Here is a 20,791-nt window from a genome sequence, read left to right as displayed (position 1 = left end):
CTGTATCCCACCCGCACTCACTCCGACAGACACTGCTCGTCGGCGCGAGTCGCCGGACGGAAGCCGAGCGCCTCACGGATCTGCGTACGGTGAGCCTTGGCCGGACGGGGAGGACAGGTCGTATTTCGCCAGGGCCTGCGCCGACACCTTCACGACGGCGGCCACGTAGTCGACCGCGGCCTGCGGGAAGTCCTCGATGGGTTGGAGGAACCGGGCTCTCCAGCTCGAAGAACTTCAGCAGCGGTACGGAGCCGAGTCGGGTCGCGCCGGACTTGTCCGCGACCAAGTCCCCGTTGGCGCCCCTCTACCGCGCTAAAGTCGCCAGACCCAGATCGTGGGCGATGCGCGTGCCGAGGTCGGGGTCGACCTTGCTCCAGTAGTCGTTGACCGCGCGCTCCTGGATGAAGCGCTCCACCCCCTGGCTCAGGTGCCAGGCGATGTTGCCGACCAAATGGTCCCGATCGGTTGGCGACATCACCTGGCGGTAAAGGGTGCCGGGCTGGATGAAGTCGTTATCGTCCCGGTGCGCCACGTAGGCCGTGCGTATGATCTCGGCCGCCTCCACAAGCCAGCCCGGATCGCGGTAGCGCTGCGGGTCGGCCCGCGGGCCGCCGTAGCTGTTCGGCGCGTAGACCGGCTGGTTCCCATTGTGGCGGTAGCGCATCGGGCCGTCCTTGTTGTAGTTGTGCACCTCGTTGATCGGCCGGTTGACCGGCAGCTGGTCATAGTTCGGGCCGGTGCGATAGCGGTTGGAGTCGCCGTAGGCGAACATCCGCCCCAGCACCATCCGGTCCGGGCTGGGCCCGATGCCCGGGACCATGTTCGACACCTCGAACCCGGCCTGCACGATCTGGGCGAAGAAGTTCTCGGGGTTGCGGTCGAGCACCATCCGGCCGATGGGGATCGTCGGGTAGTCCTCGTGCGGCCAGACCTTGGTGATGTCGAATGGGTTGAAGCGGTAGCCGGCCGCGTCCTGGTACGGCATGATCTGCATCTCAAGCCGCCAGGACGGGTGGTCCTCGCGGGCGATCGCCTCCCACAGGTCACGCCGGTGGCAGTCGAGGTCCTCGGCGCGCATGGCCCTGGCCTCGGCGTCGGTCATGTTCTGGATGCCCTGCTCGGTCTTGAAGTGATACTTGACCCAGAACCTCTCGCCCGCGGCGTTCTCCCACAGGTACGTGCTGCTGCTGAAGCCGTTCATGTGCCGCCAGGAGCGCGGCGTGCCCCGGTCGCTCATCAGGATCGTCACCTGGTGGGCCGACTCGGGCGACAGCGTCCAGAAGTCCCACTGCATGTTGTTGCTGCGCAGGCCGGTATCGGGCAGGCGCTCCTGCGAGTGAATGAAGTCAGGGAACTTCATGGGGTCACGCACGAAAAAGACCGGCGTGTTGTTGCCGACGAGGTCGTAGTTGCCCTCTTCGGTGTAGAACTTGAGGGCGAAGCCACGCACGTCTCGGTCGGAATCCGGGTAGCCCTCTTCACCGGCCACCGACGAGAAGCGCACGAGCATCGGTGTGCGCTTACCGACCTGGTTGAGAAAGGCGGCCTTGGTCCACTGAGTGACGTCGGCGGTCACCTCGAAATAGCCGAAGGCACCGCCGCCCTTGACGTGATACACACGATCGGGGACGCGCTCACGGACGAAGTGGGCCAGCTTCTCGTTCAGGTAGGCATCCTGCAGCAGCACAGGGCCGGCGGGACCGGCCGTGAGTGAGTACTCATCGCTGGGCGCGGGGATACCGGCGTCCGTGGTCGTGTTTGGCGGTTGGTCACTCAATTCCCTTTTCCCCCTACTCTTCTCCCACGACATGGTTGCAACCGCTCCGGCACCCAGGAGCAATCGCCAATACCGGCAGATGAAGATCTTTTATGTGACTGTGCATGAGTCGGGGTCGACGTAGAGCTCGCCGAGAATCGGACGGATATGGCTTGAGAGGCCAGTGGCGACGTCGCGCGGTGGGGGTCTGCTTCGGCGGTGACGCGCGCCGAGGTCTTCGCTCCCAGGCGTGCGTAGTGCCCGAGGCTGGCCAGGTGCTGACGCCGGACCAGGTCTACGACGGCCTCCCAGGAGGCGGGCAGCGCCGGCAGCCGATCCTGGAACACGCTGAAGATGGGCTCCAGCGTGACGTCGCGGTCGACGGTCCGATCCTCAGCTTCCTGAGCGATCGGTTCGAGCGTCCCGGTGATCGCGTCGCGGAGCAGGGTCGCCGCTTCGGTAGCCGGTTCCCAATGGCCCTCCTGGCGGAACTGGGTGATGACGGCCACGCTGGCCGGGTCGTCGGCGCGCGGCGGCCGAGTTCCTGGAATCGTCTAAGCGTCTCGCCGGATGACCCGGGCTCCGCTGAGTCGGTCGTACGGCGTGCGGCCGGACGGCAGGAACAGGGAGCCGGCCCAGCCGAACATGAGGGCGTAGGTGAGGACGGTCAGGACCACCAGATATCCCGGAGGCTGCTCCCCGGCGCCGGTGGCGAAGTGGAACGCGACGGTGTGCCCCAGCTCCCAGGGGATTGCGATCTTGACGGTGTTGCGCAGCAGCGCGCGGCCGAAGCCGACCGGCTGCCCGGAGCGCGCGTCGACGACCATCAACCCCCTGACCCGCTTTCCCGGGGTGGCCTGGAAGCGGCCGGACTCACGCCAGGCGGCCCACAGGGTCACCGGCATGACCAGGATGAGGAACGAGACGAGGTTCCACCCCCACGTGGGCAGCCGGAACCCCGTCGCGTAGAGGGTCACGCCGATGGGCACCAGGAGCACCGGAAGGATGAGGATCCACAGCCAGTCGATCAGCCAGGCGGTGATGCGGCGCCAGGCGAGCGTCCGAGCACCGGTGCCTCTCGATGAGGGGGATGGCATAGCCGTCCTTTCATGTACGGGAACGCTGTGCGAGGGTGCTCGGCACCGCAGCGGTCACGGAGTGGAGGCGACGGCGGCACGGGACCGTGCCGGAGGGGCTGGAGCTCTCTGGGGGTCGGTTGCCGGGGGCCTTCCGGAGGTCAGCTGTCGGGGTACTTGCCGAGCCACGCCTCGGTGACCTCGTGGCCCTCGGCCGACTTCGCCGCGAAGTCGTCGGCCAGCTCGATGGTGACCTCGCGGCCCTCCAGGCGGGCGAGCCACTCGGCGGGGAGCGCCGTCTCGCCGTGGATGGCTCCCAGCAGGTTGCCGCAGATGGCGCCGGTGGAGTCGCTGTCGCCGGAGTGGTTGACCGCGAGCAGCAACGCCTGCGGGAGGTCGCGTGCCTCGGGATACACCAGGGCGCAGTAGACCGCGATGGCCAGGGCCTCCTCCGCGATCCAGGCCTCGCCGAGCGACTCGACCTTCTCCGGGCCGGGATCGCCCTCCAGCGCCAGGGAGACGGCGGCGCGCAGCGCCCGGGTGGTCTCCTCATGGCGGGGGTAGGCCGCCAGCAGATCCGTTGTCCTCCGTACGGCCTCCGCGAGCGATCCGCCCTCCATGAGGAAGTGGACGATGGCGGCGAGGGCTCCGCCGGCGAGGTAACCGGTGGGGTGGCCGTGGGTGATCTGGGCGCATTCGGCCGCCAGCTCGAAGGCGTGCCGGGGGCTTGGCGCGCCCAGGCCGAAGGGGGCCGAGCGCATGACGGTCCCGCAGCCCTTGGAGCCGGGGTTGACCGGTCCGGGCGCACCGAGCGGCGCGAGGTCGCCTGCCAGCCCGTTGCGCAGTCCCGACAGGCAGGCGTTGCCGGGGGCCCGCTGGGCGTAGAGCCACTGCTGCTCGCGGAGCCAGCCGGTGCGGACCACGTCGTCGGCGGGGGGAGGGGAGGGGTGCTGCTGGGTGTCAAGCCAGCGCAGGTAGGCCCGCCGCATGGCGGCGACCTCGGGTCTGCGGATCAGGCCCTCCACGGTGAACAGCGTCATCTGCGTGTCATCGGTGATCAGGCCGACCTTGCCGCGCCAGTCGGTGACCAGCCCGGTCACTCCCGCAGGGCCGTACTGCCCGCGGATCCTCCGGATCGATTCGAACTCGATGGGGGCTCCCAGCGCGTCGCCGAGCGCGCCACCCAGCAGGCAGCCTCGCACGCGGCTGCGGTGGTCCGGAAGGTCATCGGTGGAACGGGGCACGGACATGATCCTCTGGCCTCCGCCGGGGGGATATCGGATGGTCTGTGCAAGCATACGATCATGATCATGTGATGCCCATCACGATCAGCGAGTCCGCTGTCCCGCACCTCTGCGCCGGCCGTGGCCAGTGATCCTCGTGAGGTGAAACCCCCGTGAAACCGGCGCTCTCTACCTTGGCCTCAATCAGCATCGACGCTGCCAGGGGGCGGCGTCCAAGTTGCCCGTGAGGTGAAGGTGACCGTCCATGTTCGGTTTCAACGAAATGTCGCCGGGGGCGTCGTGGGCCATGGCTCGCCGCCGCGCTGACCGCGCCCGCTCCGGTCGCTTCCTTCCTCGTCGGCCTCTCGCAGCCCGCGGTGGCCGACCCCGGACCGTCACCAGTGGTACCAGCGCCTGGTCACAGTGACGCGCCATGATCATCGACCGTAGCCGGCCGTCCATCGCGCCCAAAGGCCGCCTTGATGGCTGATCCGGACGATCACAGATTTCGTCGATGATCCGAGGCTTGTCCACGGTTAGAGCTTTTTCATCCCAGTTGCTCTGTGAGCGCTGACAAGGAGAGATATGAAGAAGATCAGATCAGCACTGCTGGCGCTGGTCGTGGTGATGGGGCTGGCAGGGGTGGCCGGTTCTCCGCAGTTCGCGGCCGACCCGATCGCGGCCGGCTCGATCGCGGCCGGCCCGATTACGGCTGACCCGATCGAGGACGACTCGATCGAGCCTCCCTGTAGGCCAACCCCCGAAAAGCCCTGTGACAGCCACTGGATGGGACACAACGACTAACGTTCTGCCGCGGGTGGCCGGGTGGCATGGACCGCCCCCGGCCCTCCGCGGCAGCCGTCGAGGCCCGCGGGGCGAAGGAGCGTGGTGACATCCCCGCACGATCAGCACGGCAGGGGCGGCCGGGTCAGCATGCCGTCCAGGACACGGAGCGCGTCCATCGCGCGGTCGTGCCAGACCGGCAGGCCGATCTCGGTGAACGCCTGGACGGCCTGGCCCAGCAACGACCTGGCCAGCTCGGGGTCGCCGCGCCCGGCGGCGACCTGGCCGGCGGCCAGCCTGGCGCGGGCGGCCAGGAACGGCTCGCCGACCTCGGTGGCGATGCGGAGAGCGGATCGCAGCTGATCGCCGGCGCCGTCGAGATCGCCGGCCAGCAGGCGGGCCTCGCCGATTCCGAGCAGCCCGTACGCCTCACCGATCCGGTCCCCGGCGGCCTGGGCCGCCGCGATCACCTGCCGGTAGGCGGTCTCGGCCTGCTCCGCGCGGCCCTGCCGCAGGTGCAGGGCGCCCATCCGGTTGAGAATCTGGGCGCCTCCCCGCAGGTCGCCCAGATCGTGGTAGACGGCCAGCGCCGTCTCCAGGAGCGGGGTCGCCGCGTCGGCACGGCCGTGCTCGATGTGGATCTGGGCGACGCTGCCGAGCACGTGGGCCTCGGCATGCCGGTCGCCGGCCTCGCGGAGCATCCTCAGCGCCCGCCGGTAACGGCGGAGCGCCGTCCCGGCCCGTCCCTCGACCCGCTCGATCAGTGCCGCGTTGCGCAGGGTCAGCGCCTGGCCGTGCCGGTCGTTCACCGCCTCGAAGAGCGGCAGCGCGGCGTCGAAGTGAGGCCGGGCGGCGGTGTAACGCTGCCGGAACAGCTCGAGCGTGCCCAGCGCGTAGCGCATCGCCGCCTCGCCACGCGGGTCGCCCGTCCGCAGGGCCGTGGCCAGCGCTGTCTCCGAGGTGTGCCGCCAGTCGTCGAAGTGGCCCTGCGCCTCGAACAGCGTGATCGCCGTCATCGCCAGGTCCCAGCAGGTCTCGCTCAGGTCGAGCCGGGCCGCCTGGTCCACGGCCGCCACCAGGCCGAGCCGTTCGCTGCGCAGCCAGCCGGCCGGGTCGGCGAGCAGCCGGCGAGAGGTGGCCGGTCCGCAGTCCCAGCGCGGTCCGCCGCCGTGCAGCACGGTGTAGTCGCCGCCGTACTGCCGCCGGTGTGCCCGCTCGGCGAGCGCGAGGTAGGCCCCGGTCAGCCGGGTCAGCGCCGCGTCGGTGGCACCGGGCGGTTCCTCGGCCGCGCTCCTCTCCCGGGCGTGCAGCCGTACCAGATCATGGACGCAGTAGCGAGGCTCGCCGATACCGTCCAGGCCCGCGTACCCGACGAGCTGCGCCTCCATCAACCCCTCCAGCACGTCCTCGGCGTCGTTCGGGTCGGTGTCGAGGAGCGCGGCGGCGACCCAGCCGGCGAAGTCCGGGGCCTCCAGCAGCCCGAGGCGGCGGAAGAGGGTGCGACAGGGCTCGGTCAGCCCGGAGTAGCCGAGGGCGAGGCTGGCCCTTACCGACAGGGCTCCGTGGGTGAGTTCGTCAAGCCGGTCATGCTCGGCGGCGAGCCGGGAGACCAGCCGGTCGACGGTCCAGTGCGGCCGTGCCGCCAGCCGCGCCCCGGCGATCCGGAGCGCCAGGGGCAGCCGTCCGCAGAGCTCCGCCAAGTGCTCGGCTGTGGCGCTGCCGGCGATCAGCTCGGTCCGACCGGTGATCTTGCTCAGCAGTTCGACGGCGGCGGGACTTTCGAGGACCCCGAGGAGGAGCCGGTGCGTGCCGGGCAGCGCGGTCAGCGCGCCTCGACTCGTGATTATCACCGCGCACCCGTCCCCCGCCGGAATGAGCGGACCGACCTGGGACTCGTCGGCCGCGTCGTCCAGCAGCACCAGGACGCGCCGGCCGGAGAGCCGGGCGCGGAAAACCTCGGCGCGTTCGTCCAGGCCGTCCGGGATGGCGGTGCCCGGCAGGCCGAGCGCGCGCAGGAACCGGCCGAGCGCGTGCGAGGGGTCGACCGGCTCGGCTCCCGCGCCACGCAGGTTCACATACAGCTGGCCGTCGGGGAATTCGTTCCGTGCCTCGTGGGCGGCCCGTATGGCCAGTGCGCTCTTGCCCACCCCCGGCATGCCGGAGACGGCGCAGATCACCGGTGCCGCGGTGGCGCGGTCACGCAGGATCGCGGTGAGCCGGCGTAGCTCGTCGTCGCGTCCGGTGAGATCGCCCGCCGCGGCGGGGAGCAGGAAGGGCGCGGGGTGCGGTGCGGCGGTCGTGGGCCTCCCCGACGCCGGCTCCGTTCCCAGGTGAGGGTCCAGGCCGATCTGAGCGTCCCCGCGCAGGATGGCCTGTTCCAGCGCGCGCAGCTGCGGCCCTGGTTCCAACCCCAGCTCCTCGGCCAAGACGGCGCGGGTCCGCCGATAGGTCCTCAGCGCCTCCGCACGCTGCCCGGCGCGGTGCGCCGCCACCATCAGCCGGGCGGCCACGGACTCCACCAGCGGGTCCTCGGCGACCATCGAGATCAGCTCGGGGATGATCTCGGCGTGCCTGCCCAGCGCCAGGTCGATGTCGATGCGCTCGGTCAGCACTCGCCGGCGGTCCTGCTCCAGCCGCTCCGCCGCCATCGCCAGCGAGGCCACGTCGTCCAGGCCGGCGAAGGCACGGCCGTGCCACAGCGCGAGCGCCTCTCTCAGCAGGGCGGCCGCCGTCTCCGGATCCCGCAGGTCCAGAGCGCGCCTGGCGCGCTCGGCCAGATCGGCGAAGTGCCAGGCGTCCACCTCCGCCGTCCGCGCCGACAGCGCGTAGCCCGAGCGGTCGTGCCGGATCCGCTCGGGGTCGTCCAGCTTTCTGCGTAGCCGATGCACGAGCACCTGCAGATTCTTGCCGGCGCGCGGTCCGAGCTGCTCTCCCCACATCGCGTCGATCAGTGTCTCGGACGCCACCACGCGCCCCCGCGCGCAGATGAGCAGCGCCAGCAACTGCTCCTGCCTCCGAGACGACAGCGGCACCGGACGCCCGTCGATGACGAGCGCGACATCGCCAAGTACCTGGAACCTCACAGAAGCCCCCGAACGGTGCGTAGATCTCCGGGGCCGGTGTGAACCGCACCGCTTCCGGAACCCTGCGGTTGCGCCTGGTCCCGGTGAGAATAGCTCGGATGATCACGTCACGGTAGGGAGCGGATGCCGGATCGGACCGGGCCGGCATCCGGTGAATCGCCTGCGGACCGGCTGGGGGAGCGCACGCCCTAGTCCGGGTGGTGCTGGCGTTGCAGGTAGGCGGCGGTCTCGGGGTTGGCCGGGAAGTAGGCCTCGATGGCCAGTTCGGCGACGGTGATGTCCAGCGGGGTGCCGAAGGTGGTCATCGTGCTGAAGAAGACGAGCTCCCGGTAGCCGCGGCGCAGCCGCAGGGGGATCACGATGTCCGCGGGACCCGGCCGCTCTATCTCGGGCTCCGGCTGGTCGCAGGGGTAGTCGTCCAGCTCGCGCCAGAGCGCGGCCAGGTCGGGGTCGGCGGTGAGGCTGATCTGCCGGTGCAGCCGGTGCAGCAGGTGGGCCCGCCACTCGCCCAGGTTGATGATCCGCTGGGCCATCCCCTTGGGGTGCAGGCTCAGCCGGAGCACGTTGACCGGCGGGACGAGCAGCTCCGGCGCGACGCCGCGCAGCAGTACGCCGGTGGCGGGGTTGCGGTCCATCAGGTTCCAGCGCTGGTCCACGACCACCGCCGGGTACGGCTCGTGCCCGCTCAGCACCTGGCCCAGCGCCTCCCGGACCGAGGTCATCTGCGGTGAGCTGAGCGGTGTCTCCCGGTAGAGCGGTGCGAACCCGCCCGCGAGCAGCAGGTGGTTGCGCTCGCGGAGCGGAAGGTCCAGCTCCTCGGCGAGATGCAGGATCATGTCCCGGCTCGGCCTGGACCGGCCGGTCTCCACGAAGCTCAGGTGCCGGGTGGAGATGTCGGCCTGGATGGCGAGGTCCATCTGGCTCATCCGCCGGCGCTCCCGCCACTGGCGCAGAAGTTCACCGACTGGCCGGGACGCGCTGGGGGGAGTCACAGATCACACGATAACCGGGCACCGTGTGGCGAAACCATTACCGGCCACATAATGAACACCGTGATGCCACCGGCTCTGGCCTGTCATGGCAGATACAAGCCAATAGCTCATTTTGCCCTCGCATTAATCGATGCATATCGCTGTTGATGGTGGAAAAAGCGAGGTATAGGGTGAGGGGCTGTGACGACGTTCCGGATCAGTGAGGCAGCGGCACTCCTCGGAGTCAGTGCCGACACCGTGCGCCGCTGGGTCGACGCCGGCCGGTTGCCCGCGTGGCGGGACGAGTACGGTCACCGCCTGGTCTCCGGCACCGAGCTGGCCGCGTTCGCGCGGTCCCAGTCGGGGCGCGACGACCACGCCGCCGGTGTGTCCTCGGCGCGCAACCGCTTCAGGGGGATCGTGACCGAGGTGATCAAGGACACCGTGATGGCCCAGGTGGAGATCGCCGCCGGGCCATTCCGGGTGGTGTCCCTGATGAGCCGGGAGTCGGCCGACGAGCTCGGGCTGGAACCGGGCGTCGTCGCGGTCGCGGTCGTGAAGTCGACCACCGTCGTCGTCGAGGTGCCGCAGGTCCCCTGACCGCCGGAGAGGACACCCGAGACTCCCCGGCCGCCGGAGAACACCGCCGAGCCTCGGCCGCCGGAGAAGTGCCCAGACCCCCCGATCGCTGGAGATTCAATTGAGACTGACCCGTATGGCGCCGGTACTGGTGGCCGTCCTGCTCACGCTGACCTCCTGCGGCTCCGGAAGCGAGGCCGGAGCCGGAGCCGGGAACGTGACGGTGTTCGCCGCCGCCTCCCTGACCGAGTCCTTCACCCGGCTCGGCAAGGACTTCGAGGCCGCCCACCCCGGTGTGGCCGTCACGTTCAACTTCGGCTCCAGCGCCACGCTGGCGCAGCAGATCACCCAGGGCGCGCCCGCCGACGTGTTCGCCGCGGCCAGCCCCGCCACCATGAAGACCGTCACCGACGCCTCCCTGGCGGGCGACCCCGTCGTCTTCGTCCGTAACAGGCTCCAGATCGCGGTCCCCAAGGGCAACCCGGCGGGGGTCCACACGCTGAAGGACCTGGCCGACCCGGGGATCAAGGTCGCCCTGTGCGCCGTCCAGGTCCCCTGCGGGGCCGCAGCCGCCAAGGCGCTGGACGCAGCGGGCCTGAAGGTCACCCCGGTCACCCTGGAACAGGACGTGAAGGCCACCCTGACCAAGGTCGAGCTCGGCGAGGTCGACGCCGCCCTGGTCTACCGGACCGACGTCCTGGCGGCCTCCGGGAAGGTCGAGGGCATCGCCTTCCCGGAGGCCGACCAGGCGGTCAACGACTACCCGATCGCGGTGCTGTCCAAGGCGCCCGCCGGAGACACGGCCAAGGACTTCGTCGATCTGGTCCTCTCCTCGCAGGGCCGAGAGGTGCTGGTCGCGGCCGGCTTCGAGGCCCCTTGACCAGAGGGGTGGCGGGGCGGATGCCGTGGGTGCTGGTGGCCCCCGCGGTCGTCGGGCTGGCGTTCCTGGTGCTGCCGCTGGCCGGTCTGCTGGTGCGGGCCCCGTGGCCCACGATGGGGGAGCGGCTGGCCGAGCCGCAGGTGCTCCAAGCCCTGCGGCTCTCCCTGGTCACCGCGACCCTCGCCACCCTGATCTGCCTGCTGCTCGGCGTGCCGCTGGCCTGGGTGCTGGCCCGGGGGAACATCCCGGGACGGCGGCTGGTCCGGGCGCTGGTGACGGTGCCGCTGGTACTGCCGCCGGTCGTCGGAGGCGTGGCGCTGCTGCTGGTCCTGGGCCGTAACGGGCTGGCCGGGCGGTGGATGCACGAGACGTTCGGCATCTCGCTCCCCTTCACCACCGCCGGGGTCGTGGTGGCCGAGGCGTTCGTGGCCATGCCGTTCCTGGTGATCAGCGTGGAGGGCGCGTTGAAGGCCGCCGACCTGCGGTTCGAGGAGGCCGCGGCGACCCTGGGCGCCTCCCGTTGGCGGGTGTTCACCCGGGTCACCCTGCCCCTGGTCGCGCCGGGCGTCTCGGCCGGAGCCGTCCTGTGCTGGGCGAGGGCGCTGGGCGAGTTCGGGGCCACCATCACCTTCGCCGGAAACTTCCCCGGCCGGACCCAGACCATGCCACTCGCGGTCTACCTGGCGCTGGAGACCGACCCGGAGGCCGCGATCGTGCTGAGCCTGGTGCTGCTCGCGGTCTCGGTGGCCGTGCTGGTCAGTCTCCGGGACCGGTGGGTCGGCACATCGTGATCAGCAGCAGACTGGTCGTCGAGCGGCCGAGGTTCCGCCTCGACGTCGAGCTGGACGTCGCGGGGGGAGAGACGGTCGCCCTGCTCGGCCCGAACGGCGCCGGTAAGACCACCGCGCTGCGCGTCCTCGCCGGGCTGCTGCCGCTCACCGGCGGCCACATCGACCTCGACGGCGAGCCGATCCACCGGCTGCCCGCCGAGCGCCGCCCGATCGGCATGGTGTTCCAGGACTACCTGCTGTTCCCGCACCTGTCCGCGCTGGACAACGTGGCCTTCGGGCCGCGCTGCCAGGGCATGCCGAAAAGGCAGGCCCGGCGCGTCGCCCGGGAGTGGCTGGAGCGGGTGGGCCTCGGCGAGCACGCCGCCGCGCGGCCCCGCGAGCTCTCCGGCGGCCAGGCCCAGCGCGTCGCCCTCGCCCGGGCGCTGGCCGTACGGCCCCGCCTCCTGCTGCTCGACGAGCCGCTGGCCGCCCTCGACGCCCACACCCGCCTGGACATCCGCGCCCGGCTCCGCCGCCACCTCGGCGACTTCGAGGGCGCCGCCGTCCTGGTCACCCACGACCCGCTGGACGCGATGGTCCTGGCCGACCGCCTCGTCGTGGTCGAGAACGGCCGGGTCGTCCAGCAGGGACCGCCCTCGGCCGTGGCCCGCCACCCCCGCACCGAATACGTCGCCCGCCTGGTCGGGCTGAACCTCTACCGGGGGGTCGCCGACGGGCACGCCGTACGGCTGGATGGCCTCACCCTCAACGCGGACGAGTCCAACGCGGGCGCGGTGTTCCTCGCCTTCCCCCCGTCCGCCGTGGCGCTCTACCGCAGCCGCCCCGACGGCTCCCCCCGCAACCTGTGGGAGGCGACGATCGCCGGGGTCGAACGGCACGGCGACCACGTGCGGGTGCTCCTCACCGGCCCGGTCGAGGCCGCCGCCGACGTCACCGCCGCCGCGGTCGCCGAGCTGGACCTCCGCCCGGGCGGCCAGGTCTGGGCGGCACTGAAGGCCACCGAGACCCACGCCTACCCCGCCTGAAGCCGGCGGCCGCTCCAGCCGGCATCGGTCTCCCTCACCACCGATCCGCCCCGTATGGCGTGGTCAGCGGCGGCGGCGGACCTTGGTGGTGAGGCGGTTGAGGATGCGCTCCCACTCGGTGCCGAAGGGGTTGTCCTGGACGAGGTAGGTCCAGGTGGCGGTGGGGCGTCTGAGGTCCGCGCCGTCGAGGTCGAGGCCGTCGGGGGTGATGGAGGCGGTCTCGAAGGTGGCGACCGAGCGGGACTCGATCTCGGCCAGCATGCGCTCGTAGGTGAGCTTGGCCTCCTTGTTGAACTCCTCGATCGGGCTGAGACGGCCGAGGGCACGTAGGTGGATGCCCTCACGCAGCTCGCCCAGGAAGGCCAGGTGGTCGGCCCAGCAGCGGTCGAGATGGAACAGGACGATCTGCCGGGCGGCCTCCTGGAGCACCTCCTCACCGACGGCCTCCGTCAGCTCGGCCCACCGCTCGGGAAGAGCCCCGGCGAGCGCGTCACCGGCCGAGTGGCCGCGCAGGACCTTCTCCCGCAGGCCGAGGACCATGCTCCGGTGGTCTTCCAGAAGGCGGGTGTAGCGCCAGGTGTTGCGGTGGATCTCCATGTTGACGCCCTCGGCGACGCGCTGGGCGTGACCCACGAGGGCGCGGTCGGGCACGCCCTTGGCGTACTCGTCGGCGACGTAGTGGGTGATCAGCTCGTCCTCGCCGCTCACGAAGAAGACCGACCCGCCGGGGTCGCCCTGACGGCCCGCGCGGCCGCGGAGCTGGCCGTCCAGGCGGCTGCTGGTGTGCCGGCCGGAGCCGATGACATACAGCCCGCCGAGCTCGTCCACCCCGTCGCCGAGCCGGATGTCGGTGCCGCGCCCGGCCATCTGGGTGGAGACGGTGATTGCGCCGCGCTCGCCGGCCCTGGCGATGATCGACGCCTCCTCGGCGTCGTTCTTGGCGTTGAGGACCACGCACTCCAGGCCGCGCCCGGCCAGCGTCAGGGAGAGCCGCTCGGACTCGGCCACGTTCATGGTGCCGATCAGGATCGGCCGCCCGGTCGCGTGCACCTCGACGATCTCGTCGACGAGCGCGTGGTCCCTGCCCATCGCGTACTCGAACAGCCGGTCGGGCTCGTCGGTCCGCACACACGGCCGGTTGGACGGGACCACGGCCACCTTGAGGTCGTAGAACTCGCGGAGCTGGTCGCCGACCGCGACCGCCGTGCCCGTCATGCCGCACTTCTCGGGATAGCGGGTGATCAGGCCCTGGACGGTGATCGAGTCGAGGATCTCCCCGGTCTCCGAGGGGGGCAGCGTCTCCTTGGCCTCGACGGCGGCCTGCAGGCCGTCCGGCCAGCGCTGCAGCAGCGCCACCCGGCCCCGGGAGGGGTTGATCAGGTGGACCTTGCCGTCGCGCACGATGTAGTCGACGTCCTTGGTCAGCAGGGCGTGCGCGTGCAGGGCGAGGTTGACCTCGGTCAGCGTGGCCGCGTCGTGATAGAGCTCCAAGCCCAGCGCCTGCTCGACGGTGTCGATGCCCTTGGCGGTCAGGTGGACGTTGCGGGCCTGGTCGTCGAGCTCGTAGTGGTAGCCCTTGACCAGCTGGCGGACCAGCGCGGCCATCTCCGGCACGGTGTCGCCCGGGTCGGTGGCCCCGGCCAGCACCAGCGGTACCCGGGCCTCGTCCACCAGCACCGAGTCGGCCTCGTCGACCAGCGCCACGTCCGGCTCCGGCACGACCAGGTCGGCCAGGTCGGTGCGGGTCCGGTCGCGGAGCACGTCGAAGCCGATCTCGCTGACCGACCCGTACGTGACGTCCTTGGCGTAGGCGGCCCGGCGCTCGTCCGGCGTGGAGGACTCCGCGATCCAGCCGACCGAGACGCCCAGCGAGTCGTACAGCGGGCCCATCCACTCGGCGTCCCGCTGGGCCAGGTAGTCGTTGACCGAGATCACGTGCACCCGCTTGCCCTGCAGGGCGTATCCGGCGGCGGCCATCGCCCCGGACAGGGTCTTGCCCTCACCGGTGGCCATCTCCGCGACGTTCCCGGACAGCATGGCGAGCATGCCCACGAGCTGCACGTCGTACGGCCGCAGCCCCAGCGTGCGCCGTGCCGCCTCCCGCATGATCGCGCAGAACTCGGCCAGGTCCTCCACCGAGGGCCGGGGCAGCTCGGCCAGCTCCTTGAGCTGCTCCTCCCGGGCCGCAGCGGCTGCCACGGTCCGCTCGAACGGTGCCAGGTTGATGGAGCCGGGACGCTCCAGGAAACGCCTGAAAAGCTGAGATATCGAGGCCACGTTTCCTCCAACGCCCGTTCCCGGGCACACGTTCCCGCTGTCGCATCACGGCACCGACCGGACGGATCATCCGTCCCGGAGGGGCCGCCGGGTAACCGTACACAGTCCGGTCCGTTCCGATCCACCGCCGACGCGGAAGGAAGGCGGCGCCGGGCGGACCGGACGCGGTCTGCGTCCGGTCCTTTCCGAGAGCGACAGGGGCTCCGTGCGGAGAGGGAGGATCAACCTGAATTTTGGCAGAAGCGGGAGTAGCCATCGTCGTAGCCGTCCAGCCAGCCCCTGTCGTAATCACTCATCTGAAGCGCTTTGCCCAATGCCTGGGGGGTGTTCATCGCATGTATGCTGCAATCCTGTCCGGCGGCCCGGTAGCCATCCCTGTAGCCATTCCAGTATCCCTTTGGCTCCCTGATCGGCGCGGTCGTGTCCGATGCCGCTCCGCTCTGCGGAGTGGTTGCCGCCGCCGCCGCCGGTTCGGGGCTCGACGTGGTCGAGGCGTACGAGATCGAGGCCGGCCCAAGGGCGAGGGTCGCAAGAAGCGCCGGACCGAGCACCATCAACTTTCGTCTGCCATACATGGGTTTCTCCTCTGGTCGCGCCGCGAGCGGGGATCGCCCGGCGGCCGTGGATGGCAGGAATGGTATTAGGGGAGTTGTTCGGAGCGGAGGACTTAATTACTCGTTTTCCTATTCTTGGAATAGGTTCAAGCGAATAAAGCTTTGCCTTTCAGTCTGTTTGTTCTGGCAATTTTTAGGGAACTCGCCGGTTTTTCGGGAAGGCGCGGAAGGACACGGCTCCGTGGTGGCGCGGCGATCGGAAAGGCCGCTTCCGGCGGCGGAGCGGCCTCCGCGCGCGGCGGCTCACCTCGACAGCGAGGAGTCTCTCCTCTCGCCGAGGGTGAGCAGGCCGACGGCGGCCAGCAGCAGGGCCGCGCCCGCGACGGCCTGTGAGGTGAACCGCTCGCCCAGAAGGAGCATCCCGATGATCGCCGCACCGACCGGTTCCACGAGGGAGATCACCGCTGCCGTCGTGGCCCGCACCGCGGCGAGACCGGCGAAGAAGAGTCCGTAGGCCAGGGCCGTCGGGATCGCGCCCAGGTAGGCGATGGCCGACCAGGACCCGAGCGGGTCGCCCTGCGGCAGCAGGCCCTGGGCCAGCGCGACGGGGAGCAGGCAGAGTCCGCCGACGACGAACCCGCCCAGTGCGGTGGCGTACGGCTCGCCGGCGGAGGACCGGTTGAGCAGGGTCACGCCCGCGTAGCCGGCCGCCGAGAGCAGCGCCCAGCCGATACCGGCCACCGAGAAGGTGGCCGAGCCGCCGTCGAGGGTCAGCATGGCCAGGCCGGTGAGGGCGATCGCGACCGCGCCCAGCCCGGCCGCGCCCAGTCGCTCGCCCAGCAGCAGGCGCGCGCCCCCGGCCACGAGGACCGGTGTGGCGCCTATCGTGACCACGGTCGCCACGGCCAGGCCGGATTCGGCTATCGCCGCGAAGTAGGCCGTCTGGTAGACGGCCATGGCCACGCCCGTGACCGTGATCCGCCCGAGGCCGGTGACACGTCCGAGGCCGGTGTTCCGTTTGAGGCCGATGGAGCGCTCGAGGTCGGAGTTCTGTTCGAGGCCGGTGGTCTGCTTGAGGTCGGTGGCGCGTCCGAGGCCGAAGAGGCGCGATGCCAGCAGGAGCATCACCGCGCCGGCGGCGAAGCGCCAGAACGAGACCGGGACGGGGCCGAGGCCGCCCGCCCGGTGGAGCAGTGCCCCGGCGGCGCCGCCGGTACCCCAGGCGGTCGCCGCGATGGAGACGTACAGCAGGCCCCGCCGTACGGAGACATGCGTCATGGAGATCTCTCCAGATGAGGTGGTTGTCGTCAGTCCGCACGTATGCGGGCGGCAGCCACCCACCGGATCGCCCGGATCCGGCTGTCAGGAGAGAGGAGCGCCCGCTAGCGGGCGGTCGGGGGGGAGATGATCAGCGTCGTCACGGGCCCACCGTAACGGGGCGGCCGGCGCGTCGGCCAGCGATTATCCGGTTCGGGTGAGGTCCTGTGGCGGGCGTGTCGGCCGGTGGTCGTCCGGTTCGGGTGAAGTCCGGTGGCCGGTGGTTGTCCGGCTCGTGTGAGGTCCGGTGGCAATCCTGACGTCACCTGACAGGTATGGACGCGACGATGGGACGCATGACGACGACCGCACAACTTATCGCCGTGACCATCGACTGCGCCGAGCCCAAGAGGCTCGCCGACTTCTATGCCGCCGTCCTCGGCTACGAGGTCCAGTACGCGGAGGACACCTACGCCGGCATCGGCGACGGCACCATGAGCATCTACTTCCAGCTGAACACCGACCGCAAGCCGGCCCCCTGGCCGGGCGCCGACAAGCAGTTCCACCTGGACGTCCGCGTCCCCGATATGGACAGGGCGGTCCAGGACTATCTGGAGCTCGGGGCCACCAAGCCCGACTTCCAGCCCGGCGAGGGAAACTGGACCGTACTCGCCGACCCCGAGGGACACCTCTTCTGCGTCTGCCCGCCCAAGGGGTAGACCCAGGGGCCGGCGGGACACCCCCTATGGGGGAGCGAGGGGTGGTTTTACGCCCAGAAGACCATTTGATCTGACTTGGGCATCCCATTACCCACTCGCCGGGCACCCTAAGCTTGAAAGATGACCCAACTGTCGTTCCTTTACCTGTGTTCACTCCCCCCTGGTGGGTGGCGATGACGTGGGTCGGGATGTCGATCGCTCTGGTCGGCGCGCTGGGCTACGCGCTGGGTGCGGCGCTCCAGCAGTTCGAGGCGGTCTCCGAGGGCGCCTCGCTCAAGTTGATGAAGCGGCCCCGCTGGTGGCTGGGCGGCGTGATCGGATTCACCGGGGCGTGCCTGCACGCGGTCGCGCTGAGCCTCGCGCCGCTGGTCGCGGTGCAGCCGATCAGCGTGGCGACGCTGGTGTTCGCGGTGCCGCTGGCGGCGATGCTGCACGGCAGGCGGCCGCACCGGGCGGAGATCTTCGGGTCGATCGCGGTGGCCATTGGCCTGCTCTGGCTGATGCTGCTGGTCCCCGCGCAGGCCGTGAAGCCGCACATGACGGACCAGGAGGCGTTCGGCTTCCTCGGCTGCGTCGGACTGGTCGTGCTGGTGGCGCACCTGGCGGCGCGGAAGGCGAAGGGCCCGGTCAAGGCGCTGGTGCTGTCGGTCGGGGCGGGGGCGGTGACGGCCAGCGTGTCCACTTTCGTCCGGGTGGTGGGCGGCGGGCTCCAGGGTGACCTGAGCAGGCTGCTGAGCTGGTTCACGGCGGCCGTCCCCGTGCTGCTGATCTGCGCGGTGGTGCTGCTGCAGAAGTCCTACGAGGTGGGCTATTTCGGGATCGCCTACGCGGCGATCCAGGTGGTCGACCCCGCGACCTCGATCCTCGCCGGGGTGCTGCTCCTTGACGAGGTGGTGCCGACCGGCCTGTCCAGCGTGATCCCGGCGCTCTCCGCCGCCGCGCTGATGATCGGGGGAACCATCACGCTGGGGCGGCTCGCCCCGGACCGCGGGGCCGGCCGGACCACAGCCCCCGGGACCGTCCCGGTCACGTCGCAGGTGTCGTAGGAGCCACGGGCGGGGTCCAGCCGAGGACCTCGTCCATCACGCCGGTCACGCGTCCCGGGGCCAGCCGCCAGGCGAGCGCCATCGCCGTGTCGCGCAGCCGTACGGCCAGCGGGTTGCGGAGCCGGGTGGCCCGGCAGATCGACGCGGACCGGGCCACGATCGTCGAGGTCCGCTCCAGCCGCGCGGTGGTGTAGCCCGCCAGCCCGGCGCCCTCCCCGGCGACGTGGGCCAGCACCACGGCGTCCTCGATCGCCTGGCAGGCGCCCTGCCCCATGTTGGGGGTCATGGCGTGGGCCGCGTCGCCCAGCAGGGCGACCCTGCCCCGGTGCATGGCCGGCAGCGGGGTCGGGAGGTGGAAGACGTCGTTCCTGAGCACGTTCTCCGGCGAGGCCGCGGCGAGCAGTTCCGGGATCGGGGCGTGCCATCTCCCGAACAGGCGGAGCAGTTCAGCACGCTGGTCCCCGCCGCCCCCGCCCGCCGGGACGGTGTCGGTGGCGTAGCAGTAGGCCACGCCGTCCGCCAGCGGCATGACCCCGAAGACCTTGCCGTCGCCCCAGCTCTCGAAGTTGCGGCCGGGGACGCCTCCGCCGGGGATGAACAGCCGCCAGGCCGTGACCCCGGAGTAGCGCGGGCCGGGGTGGCCGGGGAACAGCGCGGCCCTGGTGGGGGAGTGGATGCCGTCGGCGGCCACCACCAGGTCGGCCGCCACCTCGATCGGCGCGCCTCCGGCCTCGATGGTCACCCGGCCGCTGTCCGGGTCCACCCTCTTCACCGTGGTGCCCAGCCGGACCGTTCCGGGGGCGAGGCGCGCCTGGAGCGCGTCGATCAGCTCCGCGCGGCGCAACACGACCACGGAGTCGCCGTACTCGGCCGAAGCGGCCTCCTCGGTGGTCTTCACCAGCCACCGGCCGTCCGCACGCCGCACGCCGGCCTCGCCCTGAATCGCCGACAGTCTGCGGATCCCGTCGCCGACGCCGATCGTGTCCAGCGCCTTGAGGGCGTTGGCGGCGATGGCCAGCCCGGAGCCGACCGGCTCCAGGGACGGCGCCCGCTCGAACACCGTCACGTCCCAGCCTCGCCGCCGCAGCGCCACCGCCGCCGCCAGCCCGCCGATTCCCGCCCCGACCACCACTGCGTGCGCCATGAGCCTCTCCTCACTACGGATGTAGTGGACGCTACTACGCCTGTAGTTTAACTACAAGTGTAGTGTCGGGGGGATGAAGTCCCAACGTGCCGAGCTTGTCGCGGAGGCCGCCATCACGCTGCTGGCTGAGCGGGGCATGCGCGGGCTGACCCACCGGGCGGTGGACGAGGAGGCCGGGCTGCCGCCGGGCTCGACGTCCAACCTCGCCCGCACCCGTCTGAAGCTGCTGGAGCTGGCCCTTGAGCGGCTCACCGAGCTGGAGGGCGCCGCGTTCGAGTCCGCCCTCGGTGTCCCGGGGCCGATCACCCAGGACAGCCTGGCCGAGATGACCACTCGGGCGCTGTGGGCGCAGCTCACCACCGACCGCCGCCGTACGGTAGCCCGCTACGAGCTGGCCCTGGAAGCCACCCGCCGCCCCGAGCTGCGCAGGGTCTACGACGAGGCGGGGGCCCGCTTCCGCGACCCCGCGGTCCAGATCCTCGCCGCGGTGGGGTCGCCGGATCCGGTACGGCACGGCCGCCAGATGGTCGCCTTCGGCGAGGGCGTGATGTTCGACGCCATTGCCGGGGCCGGAACGGAGCCGACCCTGGACGACCTGCGCCTCGGCGTCAGGGAACTGCTGAGGGGGATGCTCCGGTAGCGGTGCTTACCGCTCCAGCAGGCGGGCGCGGTGGGCGGGCCACTCGTCGTCGAGGATGCTGAAGTAGGTGGTGTCGCGCCAGGTGCCGTCCGGGCGGCGGCGCTGGCGGCGCAGGACACCCTCGTGGACGCCGCCGATGCGCCGGATCGCGGCCTGCGAGCGGGTGTTGAGGATGTCGGTCTTGAGCTGGACGCGGTTCACGCCCAGCTTGTCGAAGGCGTGGTCGATCAGCAGGATCTTGCAGGTGGTGTTCACGGCCGAGCGCCACACCGCCCTGCCGTACCAGGTCCAGCCGATCTCGATGCTGTCGGCGTATCCAGGCGTGTCGATGTAGGTGGTCCAGCCGACCGCGCGGCCGGTCTCCCTGAGGATCACCGCCAGCGGGACGTGCCCGGAGTCGCCGATCAGCCGCTCCGCCGTCTTCCCCAGCTCGTCCTCGCTGTGCGGCATGGGGGCCGGCATCCAGCGCCACACCTCCTCGTCACCGCCGCCGGCCAGGAACAGGTCGGGGACGTGGCCGAGGGTCAACGGCTCAAGCCGTACGGCATCGCCTTCAAGGGTCACGGGGGCGGGCATACGCGCGGTCACGAGGTGACCCTATAACTCTCCAGTCAGGCAAGAAGGTCCTTCGGGGCCACGGAAGCGCGGGTTTCATGGGTATCAGTTCGGAAGGTATGCCGACACCCATACCGTCTGGTCGGTACGCTCCGGGGAGACCGTGAGGAGAACCCATGGATTTCGCGTTCGACACCACAACCGAGAACCTGCGGAGACGGCTGCTCGACTTCATGGACGAGTGCGTCTACCCGGCGGAGGAGGCCTTCGAGGCCCAGGCGGCCACCAGCGGGTGGGCCTGCCCCCCGTTGATCAACGAATACTCGCGGGTCGCGTAGCTGAATCCGATTTTTCGAGCCCCACAGCCTCGCCCGGGCCCTGTCCTGACCGTTGCGGCTTACCCGATCAACACCTAATATTTAGGAAGCTTTC

The 20,791-nt window shown here is 70.7% G+C and carries 20 protein-coding genes; 9 read left to right on the top strand and 11 right to left on the bottom strand.

The genetic code is table 11. The annotated features are described in order from the left end of the window. Positions 1-304: 304 nt before the first annotated feature. The 4 genes from ACIN94_RS26875 to ACIN94_RS26860 all read right to left on the bottom strand — a co-directional run bounded on the left by ACIN94_RS26875 (position 305) and on the right by ACIN94_RS26860 (position 4,082). A complete protein-coding gene (locus tag ACIN94_RS26875; protein WP_400711532.1) occupies positions 305-1,810 on the bottom strand; it encodes a catalase in 1,506 nt (501 codons plus the stop codon). Further along, positions 1,774-2,265, bottom strand: a complete 492-nt coding sequence (locus ACIN94_RS26870; RefSeq protein ID WP_400711529.1) for a hypothetical protein — start codon at positions 2,263-2,265, stop codon at positions 1,774-1,776. Before ACIN94_RS26870 ends, ACIN94_RS26875 begins: the two co-directional genes overlap by 37 nt. A 45-nt stretch (positions 2,266-2,310) precedes the next feature. Continuing rightward, complete coding sequence (locus ACIN94_RS26865; protein ID WP_400711526.1) at positions 2,311-2,853, bottom strand: RDD family protein; 543 nt, start codon at positions 2,851-2,853, stop codon at positions 2,311-2,313. A gap of 140 nt (positions 2,854-2,993) precedes the next feature. Next, complete coding sequence (locus tag ACIN94_RS26860) at positions 2,994-4,082, bottom strand: ADP-ribosylglycohydrolase family protein (protein ID WP_400711523.1); 1,089 nt, start codon at positions 4,080-4,082, stop codon at positions 2,994-2,996. Between the two features lie 558 nt (positions 4,083-4,640). Between ACIN94_RS26860 and ACIN94_RS26855 the strand changes: the two genes are divergently transcribed. After that, entirely contained in the window at positions 4,641-4,859 is a 219-nt protein-coding gene (locus ACIN94_RS26855) for a hypothetical protein (RefSeq protein ID WP_400711520.1), read from the top strand. Between the two features lie 101 nt (positions 4,860-4,960). Here ACIN94_RS26855 and ACIN94_RS26850 read toward each other — a convergent pair whose 3' ends face one another. Together ACIN94_RS26850 and ACIN94_RS26845 are read right to left on the bottom strand one after the other, a co-directional pair. After that, a complete protein-coding gene (locus ACIN94_RS26850) occupies positions 4,961-7,921 on the bottom strand; it encodes an AfsR/SARP family transcriptional regulator (protein ID WP_400711517.1) in 2,961 nt (986 codons plus the stop codon). Positions 7,922-8,109: 188 nt separating this feature from the next. After that, complete coding sequence (locus ACIN94_RS26845; RefSeq protein WP_400711514.1) at positions 8,110-8,913, bottom strand: helix-turn-helix domain-containing protein; 804 nt, start codon at positions 8,911-8,913, stop codon at positions 8,110-8,112. 180 nt (positions 8,914-9,093) lie between these two features. Here ACIN94_RS26845 and ACIN94_RS26840 point away from each other — a divergent pair, with 180 nt between their 5' ends. From ACIN94_RS26840 to ACIN94_RS26825, 4 genes are all read left to right on the top strand, one after another. Then, entirely contained in the window at positions 9,094-9,492 is a 399-nt protein-coding gene (locus ACIN94_RS26840; RefSeq protein WP_400711511.1) for a molybdopterin-binding protein, read from the top strand. Positions 9,493-9,607: 115 nt separating this feature from the next. Beyond that, complete coding sequence (modA, locus tag ACIN94_RS26835; RefSeq protein WP_400711508.1) at positions 9,608-10,351, top strand: molybdate ABC transporter substrate-binding protein; 744 nt, start codon at positions 9,608-9,610, stop codon at positions 10,349-10,351. A gap of 20 nt (positions 10,352-10,371) precedes the next feature. Further along, the gene (modB, locus tag ACIN94_RS26830; RefSeq protein WP_400711505.1) at positions 10,372-11,142 is read left to right on the top strand and encodes a molybdate ABC transporter permease subunit; all 771 of its coding nucleotides are present in this window, start codon (positions 10,372-10,374) and stop codon (positions 11,140-11,142) included. Continuing rightward, positions 11,139-12,167, top strand: a complete 1,029-nt coding sequence (locus ACIN94_RS26825; protein WP_400711502.1) for an ABC transporter ATP-binding protein — start codon at positions 11,139-11,141, stop codon at positions 12,165-12,167. The genes modB and ACIN94_RS26825 overlap by 4 nt, the downstream gene beginning before the upstream one ends. A 63-nt stretch (positions 12,168-12,230) precedes the next feature. On the opposite strand, the gene secA2 is transcribed toward ACIN94_RS26825, so the two are convergent. From secA2 to ACIN94_RS26810, 3 genes are all read right to left on the bottom strand, one after another. Then, positions 12,231-14,444, bottom strand: coding sequence for an accessory Sec system translocase SecA2 (secA2, locus tag ACIN94_RS26820; protein ID WP_400711499.1), 2,214 nt, complete (start codon positions 14,442-14,444; stop codon positions 12,231-12,233). A gap of 221 nt (positions 14,445-14,665) precedes the next feature. Then, the gene (locus ACIN94_RS26815; RefSeq protein WP_400711496.1) at positions 14,666-15,019 is read right to left on the bottom strand and encodes a hypothetical protein; all 354 of its coding nucleotides are present in this window, start codon (positions 15,017-15,019) and stop codon (positions 14,666-14,668) included. A gap of 282 nt (positions 15,020-15,301) precedes the next feature. Continuing rightward, entirely contained in the window at positions 15,302-16,276 is a 975-nt protein-coding gene (locus ACIN94_RS26810) for a DMT family transporter (protein ID WP_400711493.1), read from the bottom strand. Between the two features lie 335 nt (positions 16,277-16,611). On the opposite strand from ACIN94_RS26810, the gene ACIN94_RS26805 reads away from it, so the two are divergent. Together ACIN94_RS26805 and ACIN94_RS26800 are read left to right on the top strand one after the other, a co-directional pair. Continuing rightward, on the top strand, positions 16,612-16,974 hold the full coding sequence (locus ACIN94_RS26805; RefSeq protein WP_400711490.1) for a VOC family protein: 363 nt from the start codon (positions 16,612-16,614) through the stop codon (positions 16,972-16,974). A gap of 173 nt (positions 16,975-17,147) precedes the next feature. Then, positions 17,148-18,020, top strand: a complete 873-nt coding sequence (locus ACIN94_RS26800; RefSeq protein ID WP_400711487.1) for a DMT family transporter — start codon at positions 17,148-17,150, stop codon at positions 18,018-18,020. Here ACIN94_RS26800 and ACIN94_RS26795 read toward each other — a convergent pair. Further along, on the bottom strand, positions 18,001-19,164 hold the full coding sequence (locus tag ACIN94_RS26795) for an FAD-dependent oxidoreductase (protein ID WP_400711484.1): 1,164 nt from the start codon (positions 19,162-19,164) through the stop codon (positions 18,001-18,003). The two genes, ACIN94_RS26800 and ACIN94_RS26795, sit on opposite strands and share 20 nt — an antisense overlap. A gap of 73 nt (positions 19,165-19,237) precedes the next feature. On the opposite strand from ACIN94_RS26795, the gene ACIN94_RS26790 reads away from it, so the two are divergent. Continuing rightward, positions 19,238-19,804, top strand: coding sequence for a TetR/AcrR family transcriptional regulator (locus ACIN94_RS26790; protein ID WP_400711481.1), 567 nt, complete (start codon positions 19,238-19,240; stop codon positions 19,802-19,804). A gap of 6 nt (positions 19,805-19,810) precedes the next feature. Here the strand turns inward: ACIN94_RS26790 and ACIN94_RS26785 are convergent, their stop codons facing one another. Next, a complete protein-coding gene (locus ACIN94_RS26785) occupies positions 19,811-20,392 on the bottom strand; it encodes a GNAT family N-acetyltransferase (RefSeq protein ID WP_400711478.1) in 582 nt (193 codons plus the stop codon). Positions 20,393-20,535: 143 nt separating this feature from the next. Between ACIN94_RS26785 and ACIN94_RS26780 the strand changes: the two genes are divergently transcribed. Further along, positions 20,536-20,697 (top strand): hypothetical protein, encoded by a 162-nt coding sequence (locus ACIN94_RS26780; protein ID WP_400711475.1) that lies wholly within the window; start codon positions 20,536-20,538, stop codon positions 20,695-20,697. The last annotated feature ends 94 nt before the right edge of the window (positions 20,698-20,791 follow it).

It is taken from the genome of Streptosporangium sp. NPDC087985, from assembly GCF_044741965.1.
Lineage (GTDB): Bacteria > Actinomycetota > Actinomycetes > Streptosporangiales > Streptosporangiaceae > Streptosporangium.
This window is presented reverse-complemented; position numbering and strand designations above follow the sequence as displayed.